Raw genomic sequence first — 18,129 nt, forward strand, 5'->3', positions numbered from 1 at the left:
ATGACGAACTTCGCCGACATCGCGTCGCGGCTCACCGAGCAGGAGATCGAGGTTCCCTCCTGGGCCTACGGCAACTCCGGCACGCGCTTCAAGGTCTTCGGCTCGCCCGGCACACCTCGTACGGTCGAGGAGAAGATCGCCGACGCGGCCGCGGTCCACCGCTTCACCGGCCTCGCCCCGCGCGTCGCGCTCCACATCCCGTGGGACCAGACCGACGACTACGCGGCGCTGCGCCGCTTCGCCGAGGACCAGGGCATCGGCCTGGGCACCATCAACAGCAACACGTTCCAGGACGACGACTACAAGCTCGGCGCCCTGACCCACACCGATCCGAAGATCCGCCAGAAGGCGATCGACCACCACTTCGAGTGCATCGACGTGATGGACGCGACCGGCTCGCGCGACCTCAAGATCTGGCTCGCCGAGGGCAGCAACTACCCCGGCCAGGCGGACATGCGCGGACGGCAGGACCGCCTCGCGGAGTCGCTCGCCACGATCTATGAGCGCCTGTCCGCCGACCAGCGTCTCGTGCTCGAGTACAAGTTCTTCGAGCCGTCCTTCTACCACACCGACGTGCCGGACTGGGGCACGGCGTACACGCAGGTCGCCGCCCTCGGGGACAACGCGGTCGTCTGCCTCGACACCGGCCACCACGCCCCCGGCACCAACATCGAGTTCATCGTCGCCCAGCTGCTGCGCCTCGGGAAGCTCGGCTCGTTCGACTTCAACTCGCGCTTCTACGCCGACGACGACCTCATCGTGGGCGCGGCGGACCCGTACCAGCTCTTCCGGATCCTGTTCGAGGTCGTCCGTGGCGGCGGGTACGGCAGGGACGGCGACGTCGCGTTCATGCTCGACCAGTGCCACAACATCGAGAAGAAGATCCCCGGGCAGATCCGCTCGGTGCTCAACGTGCAGGAGATGACCGCGCGTGCGCTGCTCGTCGACACCGCGGCGCTGACCGCGGCCCAGGCTGACGGTGACGTCCTCCTTGCCAACGAGATCTTCATGGACGCCTTCTACACCGACGTACGTACCGACCTCGCCGCATGGCGCGAGACGCAGGGCCTGCCGTCCAACCCGATGCAGGCCTACCTCGCCAGCGGCTACCAGGAACAGATCGAGGCCGATCGGGTCGGCGGGACCCAGGCCGGATGGAGCTGATGAGCACGATGTCCGACAACACCACGGCGAACGCCGCCAACGAGACCGCGAAGGCGCTCATCGAGCGCTCGAACCGCCTCGGCGCCGATCCGCGCAACACCAACTACGCCGGTGGCAACACGTCTGCCAAGGGCACCGACACCGACCCGGTCACCGGCGAGGCCGTCGAGCTCCTGTGGGTCAAGGGCTCGGGAGGCGACCTCGGCACGCTCAAGGAGTCCGGCCTCGCCGTCCTGCGCCTGGACCGCATGCGTGCGCTCGTCGACGTCTACCCGGGCGTCGAGCGCGAGGACGAGATGGTCGCGGCGTTCGACTACTGCCTCCACGGCAAGGGTGGTGCCGCTCCGTCGATCGACACCGCGATGCACGGGCTCGTCGACGCGGCGCACGTCGACCACCTGCACCCCGACTCCGGGATCGCGGTCGCGACCGCCGCCGACGGCGAGGAGCTGACCGGCAAGATCTTCGGCGACAAGGTCGTCTGGGTCCCGTGGCGTCGTCCCGGCTTCCAGCTCGGGCTCGACATCGCCGAGATCAAGGCCAAGAACCCGCAGGCGATCGGCTGCGTCCTCGGCGGGCACGGCATCACGGCGTGGGGCGACACCTCCGAGGAGGCCGAGCAGAACTCGCTGTGGATCATCCGCACCGCGGCGGCCTACATCGAGGAGCACAGCAAGCCCGAGCCGTTCGGCCCCGCCCTCGACGGGTACACCGCGCTGCCGGAGGACGAGCGGCGCGCTAAGGCTGCCGCGCTCGCGCCGACGATCCGCGGGATCGCGAGCCAGGACCGCCCGATGGTCGGCCACTTCACCGACTCCGACGTGGTGCTCGACTTCCTCTCGCACGCCGAGCACCCGCGGCTCGCCGAGCTCGGCACCTCGTGCCCCGACCACTTCCTCCGTACGAAGGTCAAGCCGCTCGTGCTCGACCTCCCCGCGGACGCGTCGGTCGAGGACTCGATCGCCCGCCTGAAGGAGCTCGCGGGGTCCTACCGCGAGGACTACCAGGCGTACTACGACCGGCACGCGACGTCGGACAGCCCCGCGATCCGTGGTGCCGATCCGCTCATCGTGCTGGTCCCGGGTGTCGGCATGTTCAGCTTCGGCAAGGACAAGCAGACCGCCCGCGTCGCCGGTGAGTTCTACGTCAACGCGATCAACGTGATGCGCGGCGCCGAGGGGCTCTCGACATACGCGCCGATCGACGAGTCGGAGAAGTTCCGCATCGAGTACTGGGCGCTGGAGGAGGCCAAGCTCCAGCGGATGCCGAAGCCCAAGCCGCTGGCCACCCGCGTCGCGCTCGTCACCGGCGCTGCGTCCGGCATCGGCAGGGCCACCGCGGAGAAGCTCGCCGCCGAGGGCGCCTGCGTCGTCATCGCCGACCTCGATCTGGAGAAGGCCCAGGAGGCTGCGGCCGAGCTCGGGAGCACCGACGTCGCGGTCGGCGTCCAGGTCGACGTCTCCGACGCCGACGCCGTCCAGGCAGCCGTGGACGCGGCGGTGCTCGCGTTCGGCGGTGTCGACCTCGTGGTCAACAACGCCGGCCTCTCGCTCTCGCGCTCGCTGCTGGAGACCACCGAGAAGGACTGGGACCTCCAGCACGACGTCATGGCCAAGGGGTCGTTCCTCGTCTCGAAGGCCACGGCGAAGGTGATGATCGAGCAGGAGATGGGCGGCGACGTCGTCTACATCTCCTCGAAGAACTCGATCTTCGCCGGCCCCAACAACGTGGCGTACGGTGCGGCGAAGGCCGACCAGGCGCACCAGGTCCGGCTGCTCGCGGCCGAGCTCGGCGCGTACGGCATCAAGGTCAACGGCGTGAACCCCGACGGTGTCGTCCAGGGCTCGGGCATCTTCGCCAGCGGCTGGGGCGCGAACCGCGCCGCGGTCTACGGCGTGGAGGAGAAGGACCTCGGCAAGTTCTACGCGCAGCGGACCATCCTCAAGCGCGAGGTGCTGCCGGCCAACATCGCCAACGCGGTGTTCGTCCTCTGCAGCGCCGAGCTGAGCCACACGACCGGGCTGCACATCCCCGTGGACGCCGGCGTCGCCGCCGCGTTCCTGCGCTGAGGCCGGTGCATGTCTGAGCCTGTCCACGTCGCCTCGGTCGACCTCGGAGCCACCAGCGGACGCGTGGTGGTGGCCGAGGTCGGCCCGGACGGTGCGCGGCTGGAGGTCGTGCACCGGTTCGGGAACGCACCGGTGCGGCTGCCCGACGGTCTGCACTGGGACGTCGTCGGGCTCTTCCGCGAGGTCGTCGACGGCCTGCGGCTCGCCGTACGCTCCACGCCCGGCCTCGCCGGCGTGGCGGTCGACAGCTGGGCGGTCGACTACGCCCTGCTGCGGGACGGGCGGATGGTCTCGACGCCGTTCCACTACCGCGACAGCCGCACCGCGGCCGCCGTGGAGTCCGTGCACGCGACTGTGGCGCCCGCTGCCCTCTATGCGCGCAACGGGCTGCAGCACCTGCCGTTCAACACGGTCTTCCAGCTCGTCGCCGACGGCACCCACCTGGAGCACGCCGACACGATGCTGATGGTGCCGGACCTCATCGGGCACTGGCTGAGCGGCCACGTCGGGACCGAGCTCACCAACGCCTCGACCACGGGCCTGCTCGACGTGACGACCGGCACCTGGGACACCGACCTCGCCAAGACGCTCGGCATCGCGCCGGACCTCCTGGCGCCGCTGGTCGCCCCCGGGACCACGCTCGGAGGGCTGCTGCCGCACGTCGCTGCGGAGCTCGGCGGGCACGACCTGACCGTCACCACCGTGGGCTCGCACGACACGGCCTCGGCGGTCGCCGGCACGGTGCTGGGGCCGGACGACGCGTACGTGTCGTGCGGCACCTGGGGGCTGGCCGGGCTCGAGCTCGAGCGACCTGTCCTCGACGACGCGGCACGGCAGGCAGGCTTCACGAACGAGGGGGGCGTCGACGGGCGCGTCCGGTTCCTCCACAACGTGATGGGTCTGTGGCTGCTGAGCGAGTCCGTACGCACGTGGGAGCGCGAGGACGGGCGACCGGTCGAGCTGGCGTCCCTGCTGGCTGCCGCCGCCGAGGTCGAGACACCGCTGCTCTTCGACGTCGACGACCCGCGCTTCCTCCCGCCGGGCGACGTCCCGGCGCGGATCCGCGCGTACGCCGCAGAGCACGGCCTGCGGCCGCCGACCGGTCGCCCGGAGACGACACGCGCGATCCTCGAGAGCCTCGCCGACGCGTTCGCGACCACGCTCCGCCGCGCCGCGGAGCTCGCGGGTCGCCGGGTCCGCCGGATCCAGATCGTCGGTGGTGGCGCGCTCAACGGGCTGCTGTGCCAGCTCACCGCCGACCGATCAGGGCTCGAGGTGCTCGCCGGACCGGTGGAGGCCACCGCCCTCGGCAACGCGCTCGTGCAGGGCCGGACGCTCGGCGCCGTGTCCGGCGACCTGGACGCGCTCCGCGCTCTCGTCGGGAGCACGCTGGACCAGCAGCACTATCTTCCTCGCCCGCTCGGAAAGGTCTCCTGATGGATCGACGCGTACCCCACCCCCGCGATCTCGGACCGCTGCTGAAGTTCAAGAAGCCGGTCCTCAGCCCGCGCGAGCGTCGGCTCGCGTCGGCCCTCACGATCGACGATCTCCGTACGATCGCGAAGCGGCGGACCCCACGCCCGGCGTTCGACTACACCGACGGAGCCGCTGAGGAGGAGCTGTCGCTGGCCCGAGCGCGTCAGGCGTTCCAGGACGTGACGTTCCACCCTCGGATCCTCCGCGACGTCTCCAAGGTCGACACCTCGTGCCAGGTCCTCGGCGCCACGTCGGCGCTGCCGTTCGGGATCGCGCCGACCGGCTTCACCCGCATGATGCAGACCGAGGGCGAGTACGCCGGGGCGGGCGCGGCGGGAGCGGCCGGCATCCCGTTCGCGCTGTCGACGATGGGCACTGCCTCGATCGAGGACGTACGGGCAGCCAACCCGGCAGGGCGCAACTGGTTCCAGCTCTACATGTGGAAGGACCGCGAGCGGTCGATGGCGCTGGTCGAGCGCGCCGCCGCGGCGGGGTTCGAGGCGCTCGTCGTGACCGTCGACGTCCCGGTGGCCGGCGCGCGGCTGCGCGACACCCGCAACGGCATGACGATCCCGCCCACGCTCACGCCGCGGACAGTGGTCAACGCGATCCCGCGGCCGGCCTGGTGGATCAACTTCCTCACGACCGAGCCCCTGGCGTTCGCCTCGCTCGACCGCTGGTCGGGCACGGTCGCCGAGCTCCTCGACACGATGTTCGACCCGACGGTCGACTACGAGGACCTCGCGTGGATCAAGGAGCAGTGGCCGGGCAAGCTCGTCGTCAAGGGGGTGCAGAGCGTCGAGGACGCCTCGCGTCTCGCCGAGATGGGTGTCGATGCGATCGTGCTCTCCAACCACGGTGGCCGTCAGCTCGACCGAGCGCCCATCCCGTTCCACCTGCTGCCGGACGTCGCCCGCGAGGTCAAGGGCACGACCGAGATCCACCTCGACACCGGCATCATGTCCGGCGCCGACATCGTCGCGGCGCTCGCCCTGGGGGCCGACTTCACGCTCATCGGACGCGCCTACCTGTACGGGTTGATGGCCGGTGGACGGGCCGGTGTCGACCGCGCGATCGAGATCCTCTCCACCCAACTCGAGCGCACCATGCGCCTGCTGGGAGTCAGCAGCGTCGACGAGCTGCAGCCGTCGCACGTCACCCAGCTCCAACGGCTGATCCCCAGGGGATAACCACAACGTGCGGGGGGACGGGGGAACGGTGACACGGCACGGCCAGGGTCGGCTCGACCGTGACGACCTCGTCCTGCTCGCTCTCGTCGCGAAAGGGCTCACGGTCGAGGCGGTCGGCCGTCGCCTCCTCCTGTCGGAGCGGACCGTACGGCGCCGTCTGCGCACGGTGTGCTCGGCGCTCGAGGTCTCGACACCGATCGAGGCCGTCGTCTGGGCCGTACGCCACGACCTCATCTGACCCGACCACTCGCGGGTCACCCTCTGGGACTCGCGGGTCACTCTCTGGGACTCGCGGGTCACCCTCGACCGGGAGAGTGACCCGCGGGCCGAGGAGAGTGACCCGCGGGCCGAGGAGAGTGACCCGCGAGCGGGGTGCGGGGGTGCCTACGAGACCGGGAGCGACCAGACGTCGGCGATCGACGGGTCGTAGTCGGCGCCGGTGTCCTGGAACCTCACGCGCACCGTGCCGTCTGCGGTGAGGTCGGGCCGGTCGACGAGCACCTGGTACGTCTGCGTGCCCTCGCCACCCTCCGTACGCCTCGCGTCGTGCGAGTGCACGACCACACCGTCCACGACGATGTCGTACGTCTTGCGGCGCGCCCCGTCGTACGTCTCGACGGCCCGCAGCACGAACGCCTTGCCCGCCGGCACGCCGAGGTCCATCTCGAACCAGCCACCCGGGTACGACGAGTGCGTGTATCGGCGGGTCAGTCCGGCTTCGACGTTCGTGCCGCTGTTCGGCGACGCGGTCAGGCCGTGCGCCTGCTCCGACGCGGAGAGGCCCACGTCGATGTGGTCGACGGCACCGGGCGGCGGCGGCGTCAACGTCACGCCGAGGGTCGCCGCCGCCTTCTGCGACTCCGTCGCTCCCGTCGAGGCGGTGAGTGTCAGCGGGCCTGCGACGACCGTCGTCGGAACCGTCACCGTCACCGGCACGTCCGCCGTGGTGCCGGCCGGCACCGTGTACGACGTCGGTGCCGGCGAGGTCACCCCGGGGCCTGACACCGTCAGCTCGCCCGAGGCCGGCCGCGTGCTGTGGTTGCGGACGACCGCCGTCACCGTCACCTCGTCGCCTGCGGTCACGGCCTGCGGCGCCACGGCCGCGGAGTCGAGCGTGAGCGTGGGGGAGACGACGACGTCGGCGGAGACCGGGAGCGTGGCCCTGCCCCAGCTCTGGCGGTACGACACCGTGCCCGTCAGCGTCTCCGTACCGACCGGAGTGCCGTCAGGCACGACCACGTCGTACAGGTGGGTGACCGTCGTCCCGGCAGCGACCGTGGCCGGCCGCGCCCCGACCGGCTCCACTGTCCAGCCCGATGCCGAGCGCAGCGCGCTCGTCACGTTCGGCAGGGACTTCGTGCCGGTGTTCTGCAACGTCACCGCGACCCGTACGGTGTCGCCCGCCAGGTGGACCGGGCCCCGCGGCTCGGCCTTGGCGACCGCCCCGACGATGACGCCCGACGCGGCCGAGAGATGCCCGTCGATGCGTGCGAGCGTCGCCTTCAGCGACGCGGCGGTCGGTGTGTCGACCAGCCGCAGCACGCGCTGCAGGTCAACCCACAGCTCGAGCGCCGACACGGTGGCGAGCGCCTGGTGAGTTCGCGTTGCCGCCGTGTCACGGTCGCCCTCGGCGCGAGCCGCGCGAGCCTGCTCGACCTGGCGGTCCAGCGTGGCGACCTCGGCCTGCAGGTGCCGCTTCAGCAGCCGCGTCAGCAGGCCCTTCGTCGCCAGCGCGTCGACCTGCCCGGCCAGCACGTCCACGTCCGCGGCCGCCTCACCCAGCTCGCCGAGCGCGCGGTCGATGCCGAAGCGGTAGTCGCCCGACCCCACCTCGTACACGGCGTGCCCGTCCTCGTACGCGACGAACCGCACCCCGTCGGCCGACTCCGCGGCACCACCGCCCTCGGTCACCGCCCAGCGGCCTGGTGCCGGGATCCGGATCTCCGCCGTCGTGCTCGCCGGCACGGACACCTCGAGATCGAGCCCGCCGCTGACCTTCTTCCACGCGCTGCGGACCGTGCCGTAGCGCGTCTCCACCTCAAACGTCACGTGGTCGATGCCCTCGCCCGGCTCCGGCGCGACCAGCACCTTGCGGTAGCCCGGCTCGAGCTCGGAGACCCCGGCCATCGTCCGGTACATCCACTCGCCGACAGCGCCGTACGCGTAGTGGTTGAACGAGTTCATGCCGACGTCGTTGAAGGTGCCGTCGGGGTTGATCGAGTTCCAGCGCTCCCAGATCGTGGTCGCGCCCTTGCCGATCTCGTACCCCCAGGAGGGGTAGTCCTCGTTCTGCAGGAGCCGGTACGCGATGTCGGTGCGGCCCGCCTTCGTCAGCGCCGGCAGCAGTCCGTCGACCCCGAGGAAGCCGGTCGAGAGGTGGTAGTCGCGGCGCTCGAGCGTCTCGACGAACTGGTCGACCACCGCGTCGAGCCGGTCGGCCGGTGCCAGGTCGTTGATGATCGTGAGGATGTACGAGGTCTGGCTGTCGCCCTTCACCGTCCCGTCGGCGGCGACGAAGGCGTCCTGGTACGCAGCGCGGATCGCCTCGTACCGTGCCTGGTAGGCCGCAGCGTCCGCGTCGTTGCCGATCGCCTCAGCCATCTGCGCGAACTCGCGGGTGCTCTTCGCGACGAAGGCGGTGTCCAGCACGTCGGCCGGCGTCGGGTCGTCGAGGTTGAGCCAGTCGAGGTATCCGCCGGCCGACCGGATGTGGTTGGTCGAGTCGGCGTCGAGGAAGTCGACGTACTTCTTCATCATCGTGTAGTTGTCGCGGATCACCTCGGTGTCTCCGTACGCCCGCCACAGCGTCCACGGCACGTGCACGCCGGCGTCCATCCACCCCGCCGACTCGTACCCGCCGTCGAACCGTCCGGGCACGATCGGCGCGACGCCCGGCAGCGACCCGTTGGCGCGCTGGGTGTCGCGGAGGTCCTGGAGCCACTTGTCCAGGAACGTCTGCGCGTCCATGTCGTAGACCGCCGTGCGGGCGAACACGTTGATGTCACCGGTCCACCCCATCCGCTCGTCGCGAGCCGGGGTGTCGGTCGGGATCGAGAGGAAGTTGCCCCGCATGCCCCAGACGATGTTGCGGTGGAGCTGGTCGACGAGGTCGGAGGAGGTGTCGAGCTCGGAGGTGAGCTCTCCGTCGGTGCCCACGACGACACCCACGACGTCCTCGGCGTCCGGCGCTTCATCGACGCCGGTGACCTCGACGTAGCGGAATCCGTGGAACGTGAACGCGGGCTCGTACGTCTCGGGGCCGTCGGAGCCGAGCGTGTAGTAGTCGGTCGCCTTCGCGCTGCGGAGGTTGGCGGTGTAGAGGGTGCCGTCGGGATTGAGCACCTCGCCGTGACGGATCCGGACCGTGTCGCCCTTGTCGCCGTCGAGGGTCAGGCGGACGTGGCCGACCATGTTCTGGCCGAGGTCGTAGAGGTGGGCACCGTCGGTCGGAGAGTCGATCCGGCGGGTCTCGGTGAGCTCCTGGGTCACGCGGACCGGCGGCGCGGTCTGCGGCTCGAGCGTGTCCACCGGCTCGTCGCGGACGACCACGTCGGTCCAGCCCTCGGGCTCGTACGACGGCTCGTCCCAGTCACCGAGGGCGTCGGCACGCCGCCGGTCGAAGGTCTCGCCGTCGAGCAGGTCGGCCGCGCGCACAGGGCCGTCGGTCGCGTTCCAGGAGCCGTCGGTCGCGACCGTGGTCGAGGTGCCGTCGGTGAAGTCGACCACGAGCTGGGCGATCAGGGAGGTGTCGGTGCCGTACGTGTTGGGGCCGAACATCGCGATGTTGCCGGTGTACCAGCCGCGGGAGAGCTCGGCCCCGAAGGCGTTGTCGCCGGAGCGGACGAGGTCGGTGACGTCGTACGTCTGGTGGTCGATGCGCTTGTCGTACGCGGTCCAGCCGGGGGCGAGCTCGTGGTCGCCGACACGCTCGCCGTTGAGGTGCAGGCGGTAGACGCCGCGCGCGGACGCGTAGACGCGCGCACGCTCCACCTCTTTGCCCGCCAGGTCGAACTCCTTGCGGAGCAGGGGGACGGGATCGTCGCGTCGCAGCCACACCTCGGGGCCGGCGGCGTCGACCCTGAGCGTGCCGTCGGCGACCGTGCCGGCAGAGAAGGTGCGGTCGCCAGCGGGGAAGGTGGTGTCGACGAGCGTGGTGCCGTCGTCGGAGGTGACCACCACGTCGTGCACCAGCCCGGTCTCGGGTGCGCTGGTGCGGAAGCCGAGGGCGCCGGGGCCGGTGAAGGTTGCGTCGGTGCGCTCGTCGAGCAGCGCCCCGTCCACCGAGGTCCTGATCGTCGTGCCGTCGACCTCGACGCGGTAGCGGTGCTCGGCCGCGAAGTCGAAGCCGGCAGGGAACGGCGTGGCCGGGAGGACTCGGTATCCGCCGTCCTTGACGTGCGGTCGCAGCGACTTCTCCGCCTCGCTGATCTGCCACATGTAGGCGTGCTCGGTGTCGCGGCCGCGGAAGTAGACGCCGAGGGCGCCGGAGATGCGCGAGGCCGTGAACTCGATCGTGTAGTCCGTCCACTGCGCGCCCAGCTCTGGGCGGGCGGCGCCGACCCACGAGGCCTTCCAGTCCGAGGCCGTGAGGAGACCGGTCTCGAACGTGGCGGGGTCGCTCCACGACGACGCCGCGCCCGCGTCGTCCCAGACCCGGACCGACCACACGTAGCCGGTGCCGGAGGCCAGAGCAGGCCCGCCGTACGGCACCTCGACGGACTGGCGGGACTCGACCTTGCCGCTGTCCCACACGTCGGGGTCGCTCAGCCGCGCTTCGCTGCGCGCCACGCGGACCTGGTAGGCGCTCTGGGTGACGCCGCGGCGGTCCGCGTCGAGCTGCCAGCCCAGGCGTGGTTTCCTGCCGTCGATCCCGAGCGGGTTCTCCGTTCCGTTGACCCGGAGCGCGCCGACCGTCGGCGGAGCGGACGACGCGGTCGCGGCGGTGGAGGCTGAGACGTCGGTCGTGGCGGCGGCGGGCGTCTGGAGGCCGAGCAGGAGTGCGGCTGCGGCGACGAGAACGAGAGGGCGGGGTGGGATCACCACGGTGGCTCCTTCGCTGGAAGCGTTTGGAACGTTTCAACAGACGCTAGAGTGACGTAGGTCACTCCGCTAGCCCTGTGACCGGTTCCGGCCACGGGCGCCCGGCAACCGGCTGACAACTCGCTCGTCCGAGAACTGTCAGTTGCGTACGTTTTCCTGTGGGTGTGGCGGTGGGAAACTGCTGCGGATGGGGGAGGGACCATGACGGCCATTGCAACGACCGAGCTCGAGCTCGAGACCTATCGCCGGGAGCTGACCGGCTACTGCTACCGCATGCTGGGCTCTGCGTTCGATGCCGAGGACGCCGTCCAGGAGACGATGGTTCGCGCCTGGCGAAGCCTCGACAAGTTCGAGGGCCGATCGTCCCTGCGGTCCTGGCTCTACCGGATCGCGACCAACGTCTGCATGGACATCCTCGGCTCCGGCCAGCGGCGCGCCCGCCCGATGGACCTCTCCGCGACCGCCTGGCAGCCGGTCGTCCACTCGCTCGCGGCGCAGCGCGCCAACGAGGCGTGGATGGAGCCGATGCTCGACGAGCGCATCCTCCCCGACTCGGCCGACCCCGCGGAGGTGGCGGCAGGCCGTGAGTCGATCAGACTCGCGTTCGTGGCGGCTCTGCAGCACCTGCCGCCGCGTCAGCGTGCGGTGCTGGTGCTCCGTGAGGTGCTCCGGTGGAGGGCTGCCGAGGTCGCCGACCTCCTCGACACGTCGGTCGCCTCCGTCAACAGCGCGCTCCAGCGGGCCCGGGCGACCTTGAGCACGGTGCGGTCGACGTCCGGAGACACCTACGACGAGCTCGACGCCGATCAGCAGGAGCTTCTCGCGAAGTACGTCGCCGCGTTCGAGGCGTACGACATGGACACCTTCGTGTCCCTGTTGAGGGAGGACGCCACGCAGAGCATGCCCCCTTTTGTCATGTGGCTCCAGGGACGGGAGGACATCCGGACGTGGATGGAGGGGCCCGGCAAGGAGTGTCTGGGATCTCGCGTGGAGCCGATGAGTGTCAACGGCGCTCCAGCGCTGGCGCAGTGGCGGCCCGCGCCCGAGGGCGGGTTCGTCCCGTGGTCGATCACTGTCCTCGACGTCCAGGGCGGCGAGGTCACGAACATCTCGACCTTCCTGGACACCCGCCTGTTCCCGCTGCTCGGACTCCCGGAGACGCCCCCGGAGCGACCGTACGAGGGTCCATAACGCCACATGTCACACCGGCGCCCGCTGCGCCGTCCCCTCAGTAGGAGCACTTCCACAGCGAAGGGGACGACAATGAGGGTCGCAGTCATCGGGGGGACGGGCACGCTGGGCAGCGTGGTGGTCGCCGCGTTGCAGGCGCGCGGTCACGAGGTGCGGCCGGCGAGCCGCAGCAGCGCGAGTCATCCGGTGAACCTGAGCACCGGAGCGGGTCTGCGCGAGGTGCTCGACGGGTGCGCGGCGGTCGTGGACGCGAGCAACGGGTTCGGCTCCAAGGCAGCGCAGGCGGTCCTGATCGACGGGTCCCGGCGTCTCCTGGAGGTGGAGAGCGCGGTCGGGGTGGCCCACCACGTGGTGGTCTCCATCGTCGGCTGCGACAAGGTCCAGAACGCGGGCGGATTCGGGTACTACCGGGCCAAGGTCGAGCAGGAGGAGGTCGTACGGACGGGGCCCGTCCCGTGGACGCTCGTGCGGGCGACCCAGTTCCACGACCTGCTCGACACGCTGTTCGCCGGCGCCGCCAAGGTCGGGATCCGCCCCTCCGTGGAGGCGCCCCTGCAACCGGTCGACGTCGGCGACGTCGCTCACGCGATCGCCGACGCCGTCGACTCGGGCCCGCTGGGGCGCACGCTCGCGGTCGCCGGCCCGCAGGTGGCATCTCTGCGAGATCTTGGTCGGACATGGTCCGTGGCAACCGGTCGGCGACGCCTCCCGGTGCGTGTGCCCGCGTGGGGGCCGCTGCGCGAGGTCGGAGCCGGGGCGCTGGTCGACGACGACCCCGACGTGCGAGGGATGACCACGTTCGCCTCGTGGCTGAAGGCGCGGTACGCATGATCGACGACGTGCGCCCTCCCGGCGGCGAGACCACCGCCGACGAGCTCCTCGCCGTGGAGTTCGAGGAGCACCGGGCGCACCTGGAGCGGGTGGCCTACGCCGTCACCGGCTCCCGTGCGGCTGCCGAGGACTGTGTCCAGGAGTCCTGGCTGCGGCTCCAGCGGGCCGACCACGGAGCGATCCGAGACCTGCGCGCGTGGCTCACGACCACCGTAGGACACCTCGCTCTCGATCAGCTCGGGAGCGCCCAGGCCCGGCGCGAGCGTTACGTCGGCACGTGGCTGCCGGAGCCCGTCGTGGAGCCGCTCCCGCCGCTCGCCGCCGCCTCTCGCGCGATCGACCCAGCCGACCGGGTGACCCTCGACGAGTCGGTCAGCATGGCCCTGCTCGTCGTCCTCGAGCAGCTGACACCGGCGCAGCGGGTGGCCTATCTGTTCCACGACGTCTTCGGGATGTCCTTCGACGAGGTGGCCCGTGTCGTCGGTCGGACCCCGGCAGCGGTGCGGCAGCTCGCGGCGCGGGCGCGCAAGGACGTCCGCGAGGGTGCCCCGAGGGCGAACCCGTCGGTCCGCGAGCAGCGCGAGGTCGTCGAGGCCTTCATCGCCGCCTGCGCCGGGGGTGACCTGGCGGCGTTGGTCAGCGTGCTCGATCCGGACGTCGTGATGCGCTCGGACGGCGGGGGCAATGTGCCCGCCCCTCGTGCCGCGCAGCACGGGGCCGTGCAGGTGGCCCGCATCATGCTCGGGTTCCTGCGGCGACCGCCGCGCGAGGTGCGTCCGGCCCTCGTGAACGGCGGCTACGGCATCGTCATGTGCGACTCGACGGGCACCTGGTCGGTCACGTCGTTCACGGTGGTCGACGGCCTCGTCGCGGCCATCGACATCGTCCGCAACCCCGACAAGCTGGGAGACCTGGCGCGTCCTGACCGGTGAGATCAGTGCGTCAGCAGAGCCCGGGCTCGGCACCGCCAGCCGGCACGCTCGACGCGCTGTGCCGGTCGTCGGGCGCGCTGTGCCGGTCGCGAGGCGCCGACCCAGCGAGACGGAAGGTCGACACCCGCCGTGCTCCGGGCACGCCGACGGTGGTCGGCGTGGGCGCGCGCGAGCACCTCGTGGTCGGCGTACGCGTCGAGCAGCGCGGCGGTTCCGTCGAGAACCTGAGCGGTCTCGCGCCAGACGCGCTCGACGGCGGCCTGGTCGCCGTACCCGCCCTGCTCGAGCAGGTGGTCGAGGCGTGCCTCGAAGGTGCGGACCCAGTGCGCATGGGCGGCGAGCAGGAGGGAGTCGAGCGAGCCGAACGTCTCCGACCGGGCGCGGCGCACGGCAGCCGGCAGCGCGGTGGGGTCCTGGCTGATGGTTTCGGTGAGCGCGTGGAGGGCGCGCTGGCGCCGCGTGGTTTGCTCCCACGCGGAGCGGTCGATCGTCGAGGTGGTCATCGGAGTCCTCTCGTCCCGGGGCCTCGAGCCGGTTCGACAGACGCGGAGTCTCTGACCTGCGTCCTGTCGGTCACATACACAGTGTATGTCATATGCTGGGAGTATGCCACGCCCCCGCAGCAGACGCGAGCAGTACTCCGAGGAGACACGTGAGGCGTTGCTCACGACGGCGACCTCGATGTTCGTCGAGCGCGGGTTCACCAAGACGGCCCTCTCCGAGGTCGCGTCGGCGGCGCAGGTCACGCGCGGCGCGGTCTATCACCACTTCAAGGACAAGCAGGACCTCTACCGCGCCGTGCTGGAGCGGACGGAGACCGAAGGGCTGGGCGCAGCCCGCGATGCCTTCCTCGCCCACGAGGACCCTGTTGCGGGCGCGTTCGCCGCGATGAGCGCCTATCTCGACCACGCCACGAACTCCGACTACGCCGAGATCGTGCTCCGGCAAGGCCCCATCGCGCTGGGCTGGGAGCAGTGGAAGGCGTGCGAGGAGGAGTACGCCGCAGGGTTGATCGAGCAGATCGTGACCCGCCTGGTCTCCTCCGGGCGCATCCCGGCCCTCCCGATCGAGACCACCTCGTCGGTGGCGTTCACGATGCTCGGGGGGTGCGCGATGACGATCGCCGCGGCCTCGCCCGACGACCGTCCTCGCGTCCGGGAGGAGTGCGGCGAGGTCCTGAGCCGACTGGTCCGAGGCCTGCTGGTCTGACGGTCACCGCCGGCGGAGGCGGGTGACGGCCACCCCCACCAGGCACAGCACTCCGCCGGCGAACCCGAGAAGGGTGGGCACCTCGGCGAGGAACAGCCAGGAGAGACCGATCGCGATCGCCGGCACCAGATAGGTGGTGGCGCTGGCGGGACCGGCACCGACGCGGCGGAGCGCGTACGCCCAGACCGTGAACGCGAGAGCGGTGGGGAAGAGCCCGAGGTAGACGACGCCGAGGATCGCGCTGGTGGGCGCGTCGGCGGTCTCCTCCACCAGCTGCCCGACGAAGGGCAGGCACGTCACGACACCGATGACGCAGCCGAGCCAGGTCACCGTGAGCGGGCTGACCGTGCCCATGACCGGCTTCTGGAGCAGCACGCCCGCCGCGTACAGCACGGCCGCGAGGACGCAGAGGACGACCCCGACCAGGTCGTTGCGGGAGCCGTCACCGCCGAGCGCGATCAGCGTGACGCCGGCGAACCCGATCGCCAGGCCGATCACCAGGGTCTTGGGGAACCCCTCGCCGAGGAAGAGGCCGGCGATCACGGCGATGAGGATCGGGCCGAGCTGGACGAGCATCGCGGCGGTGCCCGCGTCGACGTGCTGCTCCCCGGCGTTGAGCGCGACGTTGTAGGCGCCGAACCACAGCACGCCGTAGCCGGCGATCAACCAGGCCGTGCGCCCCCGCGGCAGGCGCTCGCGTCGGGCCGACAGCTGCCGCGGGACGAAGAGCACCGAGAGTGCGATCGCCGCCACGGCCAGCCGACCGAGCGAGAGGGCACCGGGAGAGTAGCTCTCGCCGATCGCACGGATGCCGACGAACGCCGACGCCCAGAGGAGGACGGTGACGCCGAGCGCGGCGAAGGACAGGTCTCGCCCGGCGGGGACGGTGGTGCCGGGCTGGCCGGTGCCGGTGGTCGAGGTAGTCACCGCTCGACAATAAGGATCAGGTGCGACAGAACACCACGCGATTCCTGCCGATCCCGCGTACGGATCGCGCCACCCACCAACCGGCGGTCTGGCACGCTGATGTCCGTGACCGACCCGATTCCCACCGGTGTCCCCACTCGTCCAGGACCGCGGCCGCGCGTCGTGGTGCCGTACCCGCGCCTGACCCCCGGGCTCCGTCGCTACTTCGCGACCGAGGGTGGGGGCGCCACGCTCCTGCTGGCCGCGTCGGCCGCCGCGCTGGTCTGGGCCAACCTTCCGGGCGAGTCGTACGAGCACCTCTGGGAGACCGCGACGACCCTCGAGGTGGGGAGCTGGGGCGTGCACCTGTCCCTGCACCACTGGGTCAACGACGCCTTGATGGCGATCTTCTTCCTCGTCGTCGGACTCGAGGTCAACCGAGAGCTGACCGTCGGCGAGCTGCGCAGCTTCCGTGCCGCGTCGGTCCCGCTGTTCGCCGCGGTCGGAGGTCTTGTCGTCCCGATCGCTCTCTATCTCCTCATCGCGCCCTCGGGGCCGGACTCGGCGGGCTGGGGCGTCCCGATGTCGACCGACACCGCGTTCGTGATCGGCGTGCTCGCCCTCGTCGGCCCGCGGTGCCCCGACCAGCTGCGGGTCTTCCTCCTCACGCTCGCGATCTTCGACGACATCGGCGCGATCGCGCTCCTCGGCGCGTTCTACGCCGACGACCTGTCGATCAAGGCGCTCGTGCTGAGCGGTGTCCTCGTCGCGGTCCTGTTCGGGATGCGGTGGGTCGGCATCTGGCAGATCCCCCCGTACATCCTCGTCGGCATCGGGCTCTGGGTCACCGTCCTCGAGTCGGGCCTGCACCCGACCCTCGCGGGTGTCCTGGTCGGCCTGTCGGTCCCGACCCGACGGCGCGGTCGCGAGGACGAGGTCAGGCGCTACCTGGGGTTCTACGGTCGTGCGCTGATCGAGGACCTCGAGTCGTCGCGGTCGCGCCTGGCCGTCACCGCCGTGCGCTCGGCCATCCCCACCAGCGACCGGCTGCTCGACGCGCTCCACCCGCTCAGCTCGTACCTGATCGTGCCGTTGTTCGGTCTGGCCAACGCAGGCGTGATTCTGACCGGCGGCGCGATCGGCGACGCCATGAGCAGCCCGATCACGCTCGGTGTGGTCGCCGGCCTGCTCGTCGGCAAGGTCGTCGGCGTCACCCTCGGGGCGTTCGTCGCGCTCCGCACCGGGCTCGGGTCGCTCCCCGGGCGCGTCCAGTACGGGCACGTGGTCGGCGGCGCCTTCCTCTGCGGCATCGGCTTCACCATCGCGCTGTTCGTCAGCGATCTCGCCTTCAACGACGAGGCGCTGCGCAACGAGGCCAAGGTCGGCATCCTCCTCGGGTCCTTGACTGCAGGGCTGGTCGGAGCGCTGGTGCTGCGCTACTTCGGCGACCGCCTGCCGTTGTGCTCTCCCGACGAGGCCGATGGGCCGCCTCCGCTACCGGAGGGGCCGTGGCGCGCGCCGGCGTGACAGCCCGACGGCTTCGCGGAGGTCCTTGACGGTGACCGCGTCGGTGTACGGCTCGCCGTTGACGAACAGCGTGGGGGTCCCGTGCACCCCTGCCTCGATGCCCTCGACGTAGTCGGCGCGGACCGCACTGGCGTAGGCCTGCGCCGCGTCACCGACGAGCTGGTCGGTGTCGAGGTCGAGCTGCTTCCCGTACCGGACGATCGAGGCGTCGTCGAGACTGTTCTGGTTCTTGAACAGCAGACCGGCCATCGGCCAGAACGCTCCTTGGTTGCCGGCGGCCTCCGCGGCCAACGCGGCGGTGAGCGCGAACGGGTGCACCGTGAACAGCGGGAAATGGCGCCAGATCAGGCGAACCTGTCCCTCGGAGCCCTCGATCAGGTCGTGCAGCACCGGCTTGGCCGCCCCGCAGTAGGGGCACTCGAAGTCCCCGAACTCCACGATCGTGAACGGCGCCTCAGGGTTGCCGTACGACCAGCGGAAGGCGAACTCGTTGTCGTGCTCGCGCTCCTCCTCGTCAGCCATGGCTCCATCGTGGCACGGGCTTCGACAGGTGGCGGGCGACCGGGCGACGTAGCCTGTGACGGGACCCGAAGG

General features: G+C 71.0%; 14 protein-coding genes. 10 read left to right on the forward strand and 4 right to left on the reverse strand.

The window, feature by feature from the left end:
* From rhaI to KV097_RS17990, 5 genes are read left to right on the forward strand one after another with little or no spacing between them, the layout of a single operon-like run.
* On the forward strand, window positions 1-1,164 hold the full coding sequence (rhaI, locus tag KV097_RS17970) for an L-rhamnose isomerase (RefSeq protein WP_220366667.1): 1,164 nt from the start codon (window positions 1-3) through the stop codon (window positions 1,162-1,164).
* Window positions 1,164-3,233, forward strand: a complete 2,070-nt coding sequence (locus tag KV097_RS17975; protein WP_255559822.1) for a bifunctional aldolase/short-chain dehydrogenase — start codon at window positions 1,164-1,166, stop codon at window positions 3,231-3,233. The genes rhaI and KV097_RS17975 overlap by 1 nt, the downstream gene beginning before the upstream one ends.
* 9 nt (window positions 3,234-3,242) lie before the next feature.
* Entirely contained in the window at window positions 3,243-4,670 is a 1,428-nt protein-coding gene (locus KV097_RS17980; protein WP_220366668.1) for a rhamnulokinase family protein, read from the forward strand.
* Complete coding sequence (locus KV097_RS17985) at window positions 4,670-5,899, forward strand: alpha-hydroxy acid oxidase (RefSeq protein ID WP_220345607.1); 1,230 nt, start codon at window positions 4,670-4,672, stop codon at window positions 5,897-5,899. The genes KV097_RS17980 and KV097_RS17985 overlap by 1 nt, the downstream gene beginning before the upstream one ends.
* Window positions 5,900-5,927: 28 nt before the next feature.
* Window positions 5,928-6,137, forward strand: coding sequence for a LuxR C-terminal-related transcriptional regulator (locus KV097_RS17990; protein WP_220366669.1), 210 nt, complete (start codon window positions 5,928-5,930; stop codon window positions 6,135-6,137).
* Between the two features lie 146 nt (window positions 6,138-6,283).
* On the opposite strand, the gene KV097_RS17995 is transcribed toward KV097_RS17990, so the two are convergent.
* Window positions 6,284-10,942, reverse strand: coding sequence for a family 78 glycoside hydrolase catalytic domain (locus KV097_RS17995; protein WP_308289489.1), 4,659 nt, complete (start codon window positions 10,940-10,942; stop codon window positions 6,284-6,286).
* Between the two features lie 198 nt (window positions 10,943-11,140).
* Between KV097_RS17995 and KV097_RS18000 the strand changes: the two genes are divergently transcribed.
* The 3 genes from KV097_RS18000 (at window position 11,141) to sigJ (ending at window position 13,893) form a co-directional block, all read left to right on the forward strand.
* Window positions 11,141-12,130, forward strand: a complete 990-nt coding sequence (locus KV097_RS18000; protein ID WP_220366670.1) for a sigma-70 family RNA polymerase sigma factor — start codon at window positions 11,141-11,143, stop codon at window positions 12,128-12,130.
* 72 nt (window positions 12,131-12,202) lie between these two features.
* Window positions 12,203-12,961: an SDR family oxidoreductase gene (locus KV097_RS18005; protein WP_220366671.1), complete on the forward strand. Its 759-nt coding sequence runs from the start codon at window positions 12,203-12,205 to the stop codon at window positions 12,959-12,961.
* Window positions 12,937-13,893: an RNA polymerase sigma factor SigJ gene (gene sigJ / locus KV097_RS18010; RefSeq protein WP_308289490.1), complete on the forward strand. Its 957-nt coding sequence runs from the start codon at window positions 12,937-12,939 to the stop codon at window positions 13,891-13,893. The genes KV097_RS18005 and sigJ overlap by 25 nt, the downstream gene beginning before the upstream one ends.
* Before the next feature lie 2 nt (window positions 13,894-13,895).
* Here sigJ and KV097_RS18015 read toward each other — a convergent pair whose 3' ends face one another.
* On the reverse strand, window positions 13,896-14,396 hold the full coding sequence (locus KV097_RS18015) for a hypothetical protein (protein WP_220366672.1): 501 nt from the start codon (window positions 14,394-14,396) through the stop codon (window positions 13,896-13,898).
* Between the two features lie 103 nt (window positions 14,397-14,499).
* On the opposite strand from KV097_RS18015, the gene KV097_RS18020 reads away from it, so the two are divergent.
* Window positions 14,500-15,102, forward strand: a complete 603-nt coding sequence (locus tag KV097_RS18020) for a TetR/AcrR family transcriptional regulator (RefSeq protein ID WP_220342645.1) — start codon at window positions 14,500-14,502, stop codon at window positions 15,100-15,102.
* Window positions 15,103-15,105: 3 nt separating this feature from the next.
* Here the strand turns inward: KV097_RS18020 and KV097_RS18025 are convergent, their stop codons facing one another.
* A complete protein-coding gene (locus tag KV097_RS18025) occupies window positions 15,106-16,029 on the reverse strand; it encodes a DMT family transporter (protein WP_301022665.1) in 924 nt (307 codons plus the stop codon).
* A 105-nt stretch (window positions 16,030-16,134) separates the two neighbouring features.
* Between KV097_RS18025 and nhaA the strand changes: the two genes are divergently transcribed.
* Window positions 16,135-17,535 carry a Na+/H+ antiporter NhaA gene (nhaA, locus tag KV097_RS18030; protein WP_220366673.1) on the forward strand — a complete coding sequence of 467 codons (1,401 nt, stop codon included), beginning with the start codon at window positions 16,135-16,137 and terminating at the stop codon, window positions 17,533-17,535.
* On the opposite strand, the gene KV097_RS18035 is transcribed toward nhaA, so the two are convergent.
* The gene (locus tag KV097_RS18035) at window positions 17,503-18,057 is read right to left on the reverse strand and encodes a DsbA family protein (protein ID WP_220342643.1); all 555 of its coding nucleotides are present in this window, start codon (window positions 18,055-18,057) and stop codon (window positions 17,503-17,505) included. The genes nhaA and KV097_RS18035 overlap by 33 nt on opposite strands.
* Window positions 18,058-18,129 lie beyond the last annotated feature (72 nt).

This window comes from Mumia sp. zg.B17 (assembly GCF_019550915.1).
GTDB lineage: Bacteria > Actinomycetota > Actinomycetes > Propionibacteriales > Nocardioidaceae > Mumia.

Bases quoted from the DNA above. Each gene is read 5' to 3' on its own strand.
- KV097_RS17975 (WP_255559822.1), top strand. From the start codon at position 1,164: ATGAGCACGATGTCCGACAACACCACGGCGAACGCCGCCAACGAGACC.
- KV097_RS18005 (WP_220366671.1), top strand. From the start codon at position 12,203: ATGAGGGTCGCAGTCATCGGGGGGACGGGCACGCTGGGCAGCGTGGTG.
- KV097_RS18000 (WP_220366670.1), top strand. From the start codon at position 11,141: ATGACGGCCATTGCAACGACCGAGCTCGAGCTCGAGACCTATCGCCGG.
- KV097_RS18035 (WP_220342643.1), bottom strand. From the start codon at position 18,057: ATGGCTGACGAGGAGGAGCGCGAGCACGACAACGAGTTCGCCTTCCGC.
- KV097_RS17985 (WP_220345607.1), top strand. From the start codon at position 4,670: ATGGATCGACGCGTACCCCACCCCCGCGATCTCGGACCGCTGCTGAAG.
- rhaI (WP_220366667.1), top strand. From the start codon at position 1: ATGACGAACTTCGCCGACATCGCGTCGCGGCTCACCGAGCAGGAGATC.
- KV097_RS17980 (WP_220366668.1), top strand. From the start codon at position 3,243: ATGTCTGAGCCTGTCCACGTCGCCTCGGTCGACCTCGGAGCCACCAGC.
- KV097_RS18015 (WP_220366672.1), bottom strand. From the start codon at position 14,396: ATGACCACCTCGACGATCGACCGCTCCGCGTGGGAGCAAACCACGCGG.
- KV097_RS18020 (WP_220342645.1), top strand. From the start codon at position 14,500: ATGCCACGCCCCCGCAGCAGACGCGAGCAGTACTCCGAGGAGACACGT.